The organism is Knoellia aerolata DSM 18566 (genome assembly GCF_000768695.1).
Taxonomy (GTDB): Bacteria; Actinomycetota; Actinomycetes; order Actinomycetales; family Dermatophilaceae; genus Knoellia; species Knoellia aerolata.
This window is the reverse complement of the sequence record NZ_AVPL01000098.1, coordinates 1-6,414: the sequence shown is the minus strand read 5'-3', so window position 1 is coordinate 6,414 and position 6,414 is coordinate 1. Positions and strand designations below refer to the sequence as shown.

8 protein-coding genes are annotated in these 6,414 nt (G+C 72.2%); 6 read left to right on the top strand and 2 right to left on the bottom strand.

The genetic code is table 11. The annotated features are described in order from the left end of the window. Nucleotides 1-246: 246 nt before the first annotated feature. A complete protein-coding gene (locus tag N801_RS18265) occupies nucleotides 247-612 on the bottom strand; it encodes an ArsR/SmtB family transcription factor (RefSeq protein WP_035940737.1) in 366 nt (121 codons plus the stop codon). 95 nt (nucleotides 613-707) lie between these two features. Between N801_RS18265 and N801_RS18260 the strand changes: the two genes are divergently transcribed. Continuing rightward, nucleotides 708-1,229, top strand: a complete 522-nt coding sequence (locus tag N801_RS18260) for an ArsI/CadI family heavy metal resistance metalloenzyme (RefSeq protein ID WP_084109240.1) — start codon at nucleotides 708-710, stop codon at nucleotides 1,227-1,229. Between the two features lie 14 nt (nucleotides 1,230-1,243). Beyond that, complete coding sequence (locus N801_RS18255) at nucleotides 1,244-1,450, top strand: hypothetical protein (protein WP_035940736.1); 207 nt, start codon at nucleotides 1,244-1,246, stop codon at nucleotides 1,448-1,450. A 7-nt stretch (nucleotides 1,451-1,457) separates the two neighbouring features. On the opposite strand, the gene N801_RS18250 is transcribed toward N801_RS18255, so the two are convergent. After that, complete coding sequence (locus tag N801_RS18250) at nucleotides 1,458-2,588, bottom strand: ArsO family NAD(P)H-dependent flavin-containing monooxygenase (RefSeq protein ID WP_035940735.1); 1,131 nt, start codon at nucleotides 2,586-2,588, stop codon at nucleotides 1,458-1,460. Nucleotides 2,589-2,632: 44 nt separating this feature from the next. On the opposite strand from N801_RS18250, the gene N801_RS18245 reads away from it, so the two are divergent. The 4 genes from N801_RS18245 to N801_RS18230 form a co-directional block, all read left to right on the top strand. Next, nucleotides 2,633-2,809, top strand: a complete 177-nt coding sequence (locus N801_RS18245) for a hypothetical protein (RefSeq protein WP_156996905.1) — start codon at nucleotides 2,633-2,635, stop codon at nucleotides 2,807-2,809. A gap of 151 nt (nucleotides 2,810-2,960) precedes the next feature. Continuing rightward, entirely contained in the window at nucleotides 2,961-4,232 is a 1,272-nt protein-coding gene (locus N801_RS18240; protein WP_035940733.1) for an NAD(P)/FAD-dependent oxidoreductase, read from the top strand. Nucleotides 4,233-4,409: 177 nt separating this feature from the next. Further along, a complete protein-coding gene (locus N801_RS20000; protein WP_052113297.1) occupies nucleotides 4,410-5,078 on the top strand; it encodes a GNAT family N-acetyltransferase in 669 nt (222 codons plus the stop codon). A gap of 92 nt (nucleotides 5,079-5,170) precedes the next feature. Further along, nucleotides 5,171-6,414, top strand: a 1,244-nt coding sequence (locus tag N801_RS18230) for a serine/threonine-protein kinase (RefSeq protein WP_035940738.1), incomplete at its 3' end; no start/stop codon positions are given.

Genomic DNA, 6,414 nt, shown 5'->3' with positions numbered 1-6,414 from the left:
CGGTTGTCACCTGATCGTGCAGCAGTCCCAAGCGGCCCCCACCGACCCCCACGCGGCGCACACCGACCGGCACTGCAACCCAATGAAAACCCGCTGACAAACCGGCCATAACCCGCTGATTAACTTCCAGAAAACGCCTCTGACCTGCGGAAATGAACCACCCACATTCCGATGTCCCAGGACATCAGCACCACCCCGAACCCAGCACGGGTTCGGGGTGGTGTGCGTTGTGCCCGGCGCGGGGGATCAACAGCCGGAGGCGCCGTCGACCGTGGCGAACAGGCTCGTCATCGCCGACATCGCGTCGGGCCTCGCGCGGTAGTAGACCCAGACGCCGCGCTTCTCCCTGTCGAGCAGGCCGGACTCATGGAGCACCTTGAGGTGGTGGCTGATCGTCGGTTGCGACAGGTCGAACTGCGGCGTGAGGTCGCAGACGCAGGCCTCGCCGTCCGCGTGGGACAGGACCATCGACATGAGGCGCAGCCGGACCGGGTCGGCGAGAGCCTTGAGCAGCCCGGAGACCTGCTCGGCCTGCTCCGTGGTCAATGGCTCCCGCGCGAGGGGGGCGCAGCACGCGAGGGCGTCGGAGGGGGTGGTCGACGGATCCGTCATAGAAATAGACACACATCTATATTGACAGATGCCGATGTCCGGGTGCAAGGTGGGAGAGACATAGACGCACATCGATCTCCTAGGAGGAACCCACCATGTCTCGTGTGCAGCTGGCTCTGCGGGTCGCCGACCTCGACGCCTCGATCGAGTTCTACTCCCGCCTGTTCGACACCACCCCCGCCAAGCGGCGCCCCGGCTACGCCAACTTCGCGATCGCCGAGCCGCCGCTCAAGCTCGTCCTGCTCGAGGGCCAGCCCGGGGAGGACACCCGGATGGACCACCTCGGTGTGGAGGTCGAGTCCACCGACCGGGTCACCTCCGCGACCACCCGGCTGGCGGAGGCAGGGCTCGCCACCCGCGTCGAGGACAACACCACCTGTTGCTACGCGGTCCAGGACAAGGTCTGGGTGACCGGCCCCGGCAGCGAGCCCTGGGAGGTCTACACCGTCACCGGTGACGCCCGTCCCGACCTCGAGGGGAAGACCAGCCTCGACCTGTCCGACGTGGCCGGCGACGGGACGTGCTGCGCCACCGACTCCACCACCGACACCACCACCGACAACCCCATCCACGACGTCGCGGTCGCCGAGACGCAGACCGCTGCGGCCTGCTGCTGAAGGAGACGATCCCCATGCACCCCTACGTGACCGGCTTGATGGCCCAGGCCCACCGCGACGACCTGCTCGCCGACGCCGCCCGCCACCGCCTCCTCGCCGAGGCGGCGGCGGCGGGCGGGCGCCCACGTGCTGCCCTCCTCACGCGGCTGCGCGAGACCGTGGGACGGCTCACCCGACCCGTTCCCGCGCCGGAACCGAGCGCCGCCTGCTGCCCGGCCTGACCCGCCGTCACGAGCGGGAGCCGAGGAGCGCGGTGATCTCGTCGACGGCCTCCCGGGCCGTGCGACCCACGCCGATGAGGGTGGCGGAGCCGGGGCCGGTCCAGTCGCCGTAGCCGACGAGGTGCAGCCGGGGTTCGCCGAGAGACCTGGTCCCGGCGGTCGGGATGCGACCGTCCGGGCCGCGCAGCCCGAGCGGGGCGAGATGGCCCAGGTCGGGGCGGAAGCCGGTGCACCACACGATGGCGTCCGCGGGCTGGTGCGTGCCGTCGGCCCAGGCCACTCCCTTCGGCGTCAGCCGTTCGAACATCGGTGAGGCGTGGAGGACTCCCCGGTCGCGCGCCTCGCGCACCGACGGGACCATGACGACGTCGCCGAGTCCCCTGACGCCGCCGGAGTCGGCGAGGCCGGCGTCCAGCGCCTTGCGCCGGGCGGTGGCCACGGCGAAGAGTGCCCGACCGTCGACGTCGTCCGGCAGGAACACCGGGGGCCGCTGCGTGACCCAGGTCGTCTCGGCCACCGTCGAGACCTCGGCGAGGAGCTGGGCCCCGGTGTTGCCGCCGCCGACGATGACGACGCGCAGACCAGCGAACCGGTCCGGGCCGACGTAGTCCGCGCTGTGGAGCTGGAGGCCCCGGAAGCTCGACATGCCGGGGTAGTGCGGGACGAACGGGCGACCCCAGGTGCCGGTGGCGCTGACCACGGCCCGAGCCTCGTACACGCCCTCGCTGCTCTCCACGGCCAGCCGGTCGGTGCTCGCCCCGACGGGTCGGCGCACGGCCGTCACGCGGGCCGGGCGGTGCACCGGCAGGTCGTACCGCTGCTCGTACCGGGTCAGGTAGTCGACCACGTGGGCGGCGGGAGGCATCCCGGACTGTCCGGTCATCGGCATCCGCCAGCCGGGCAGCGACGAGAACTCCGCCGGTGAGAAGAGCGTGAGGGACGGCCACATGTGGCGCCAGGCCCCGCCGGGTGCCTCCCCGGCGTCGAGGATGACGTAGCCGGACTCGGGTTCGAGCCCGGCCCGCCGCAGGTAGTAGCCCGTCGCCAGGGCGGCCTGCCCACCGCCGACGACGACCACGTCGACCTCGCGCGGCGGTTGCCGCGCGGCGGTGCCGCTGCCACCCGGGGACGTCAGCATGGACGCAGTCTGACACCGCGACGCCCGTCGCTATGGTGGGTGGCATGGCGGCCTCCCCAGCAGCGACGACCTCGGCTCCGGTCGAGCGACGTCATGCGCCGTCCCACGTGCCCTCCGGTGCGGCGCTGCTCGCGCTCGTCGCCAGTGAAGAGGCCCGCGGCATCACCGGTCTCGACGTCCTGCGGCGCAGCGTCGACCGCGCCCCGCCCGCCCACGCCTGACCTCTCCGGCTGACACCCACGCCTGGCACGCCTTGCAGGCCAGGCGGCCGGGTCAATCCTGTTGCGTACGCCCGGACCCGGGTTCATCGAGCGAGCCTCGGGTGTCACGGGCCGCACCCCTCTTCTCTCCCTCGTCGCAAAGGTTCCTCTCATGTCACAGCGCGTTGCGGTGGTCGGCGCCGGGATGGTGGGTCTGTCCACCGCCTGGTTCCTCCAGCAGCACGGCCTCCACGTCACCGTCTACGACCGCGAGCACGTCGCGGCCGGCTCCTCCTGGGGGAACGCGGGCTGGCTCACGCCCGCCCTCACGGCGCCCCTGCCGGAGCCCGCGGTGCTCGGCTACGGGGTGAAGGCCGTGCTCAACCCGTCCTCCCCGGTGTACGTCCCGCTTCCCCCGTCCCCGCGGCTGCTGCAGTTCCTCGCCCGGTTCGCCCGGAACAGCACCCATGGTCGGTGGGTGAAGGGGATGCAGGCCTACGCGCCGATGAACCACCTCGCGCTCGGTGCGTTCGACGAACTCACCCACGGCGGGGTGGACGCGCAGACCCACCTCGCCGAGCCGTTCCTCGCCTGCTTCCGCACGTCCGAGGAGAGGGCGGTGCTGCTCACGGAGTTCGAGCAGCTCATGGCCGCCGGGCAGGACGTGAAGTACGACCTCCTGACCGGGGAGGAGGTGCGCAGCGAGGAGCCGGCCCTCTCTCCCGAGATCGGTGCGGCCGTGCGGCTGCACGGCCAGCGCTACGTCAACCCGCCGGCATACCTCGAGGCGCTCGCTGCCGCCGTGCGTGATCGCGGTGGGGACATCGTCGAGGCCACCACCGTGACCGATGTCGAGGACCTCGGCGACGGGGTTCGCGTCCGGACGCGGACCGCCACCGCCAGCGCGGCGGTGGAGGTCACGGACCGGTTCGACGACGTGGTCCTGGCGCACGGCGCGTGGCTCGGTGGGCTGGCCCGCCCGTTCGGAGTCCGTCAGGCGGTGCAGGCCGGACGCGGGTACTCCTTCAGCGTCGAGTGCGACCGTGTCCCGGCCGGCCCCGTCTACTTCCCCACCCAGCGCGTCGCGTGCACCCCACTCGACACACCGGACGGGCCCCGGTTGCGGGTCGCCGGGATGATGGAGTTCCGTTCTCCCGACGCCGCCCTGGACCGCCGCCGCATCGACGCGATCGTCGACGCCACCCGCCCCCTGCTCGTCGGTGCCGAGCTCGACCGCCGCGAGGACGAGTGGGTCGGCTCGCGACCCTGCACCGCGGACGGGCTCCCCCTGATCGGTTCCACGAAGGCTCCCCACGTCTTCGTCGCCGGCGGACACGGAATGTGGGGCATCGCCCTGGGCCCGCTCACCGGGAAGCTGCTCGCCGACCGCATCGCCACCGGCATCACGCCGGCCGAGCTGCTGCCCTTCGATCCCCTGCGCTGACGGGCTGCGGACCCGGCACACCAACGCACGTATGCCGGCTCGGCACTCCGCGGGGCAGTAGCCTGACGCGCAGGATTCCCTCCACGACGGGACGCATCATGGACATCGCACGGTGGGTCGCCTCCCGATCTGTGGCCCTCGTCCTCCCTGGGGCCGATCGCCTCGCCGTGACCCCACGTGGATGACCTGACGCCGGTCCGGCTGCGTGACGGGACGGAGGCGTTCGTCGTGCCGCTGCTCCCGGCCAACCGGGAGGCCCTCCGGGAGGAGTACGAGCACCTCTCCGCGGAGACACGCTTCGACAGGTTCCTGGCCCCGGTCCCGACGCTGACCGACACCATGCTCGACCACCTGGTCTGCGAGGTGGACGGGGTCGACCACGTCGCCCTGGTGCTGCTCGTCATCACCCCGGACGGGACCGAACGGCCCGTCGGGCTGGCGCGGATCATCCGCTACCGCAACGACCCGAGCGTCGCTGACGTCGCGGTCACGGTGGTGGACGACTGGCACGGCAGGGGTGTGGCCACGGCCCTGCTGGAGGTCCTCATGCAACACCGACCGCGGGGGGTGTCGCGGATCGTCACGCTGGTCAATGCCAGCAACCGTGCCTCGCTCGCCATGCTGCGCCGGCTCGGTGAGATCGAGGTCAGCAAGCCGGAGTCGGGGGTGCAGGTCGTCACGGTCACGCTCCCGGACGGAGCCGACAGTGCGTCGGCCGGGCCGGGTCGTGTCGATGCGGGCGCCCTGGCGCTCGAGGACAGTCCCCTGCGGCGACACGACCCGCCCAGCCCTGCTCCGTTGCCGCTCGCGGGTGACCCCGACAGGCCCGGCGCTTCACGGCGGTGACCCGGGTGGGCCGATCTGGTCCTCCTTTCATGGCGTCCCACAGCCCATCCGGCGCTTAGGCTCGATCAGTGAGCTCAGGAGGGAGATCGTCGGTGAGCGATCCGGAGGCTCTTGTCGCGGGGCGGTACCGCCTCGTCAAGGTGATCGCCACCGGGGGAATGGGAGTGGTCTGGGAGGCGTGGGACGAGCGTCTCCAGCGGGCCGTGGCGATCAAGCAGCTGCACGCCCTTCCGGGTGTCCCGGAGGCCGAGGCAGAGCTGGCCAAGGACCGCGCCATGCGCGAGGCGCGCATCACCGCGCGGCTGCACCATCCCCACGCGGTGCCGGTGTTCGACGCGGTCGAGCACGACGGGCAGCCGTGCCTGGTCATGCAGCTGGTGCCTTCGACCCCGCTGTCCGCGGTGCTCCGCGACGAGGGACCGCTGCCGCTGGGCCAGGTGGCCAGGATCGGCGGCGAGGTGGCCTCAGCGCTGACCGCAGCCCACCAGCTCGGGATCGTCCACCGTGACGTCAAGCCGGGCAACATCCTCATCACCGCCGACGGCAAGGCCCACATCAGCGACTTCGGCATCTCCCACGCCATGGGCGACGCCACCCTCACTCGCACCGGGATGATCCACGGCACGCCGGCCTACCTGGCACCGGAGGTGGCCCGGGGCGAGGACGCCTCGTTCCCCGCCGACGTCTTCTCCCTGGGCTCGACGTTGTATGCCGCCCTCGAGGGCTCGCCGCCCTTCGGGTCGGAGGGCAACTCCATCGCGCTGCTCCACAAGGTGGCTGCGGCCCAGGTGCCCCCGCCGACTCGAGCCGGCGAGCTGACCCCCTTCCTGCTCGACATGCTGTCCTCGGAGCCCGACGCGCGCCCCACCATGGGTGAGGTGACCCACCGGCTCGCCGGCATCGACGCCGACGCCGTCGCTCCGGTGACGGCTCCGCAGGATCAGCAGTCGCCCACGGCTGTCCTGCCGGCGGCGGCAGTGGTTCCGTCGGAGGCCGAGTCGGGGCTGGACCGTCTGTGGGACCCGCAGCATGACGGAGAGCACGGCCACCCCGATCAGCGCGCGCACGACCGTGAGCCGTCGGCCGAGCGCCGTCGACGGCTCTCACCGTGGCTGCTGCTCGCGGGCGCCGCCGTCGTGGCCGCGCTCGTGTGGCTGCTGGCGAGCACCCTCACCGACGACACGAGGGGGGACACCGTCGAGGCGGACGGGAGCAGCACGGGTCAGACGACTCCCACCGCCCAGCCGACGGCGTCAGAGCCGGCGTCTCCGACCACGGCTGCTCCCACGACCGCCGCGCCGACGACGGCTGCGCCCACCCCCACCCCCACCCCCAC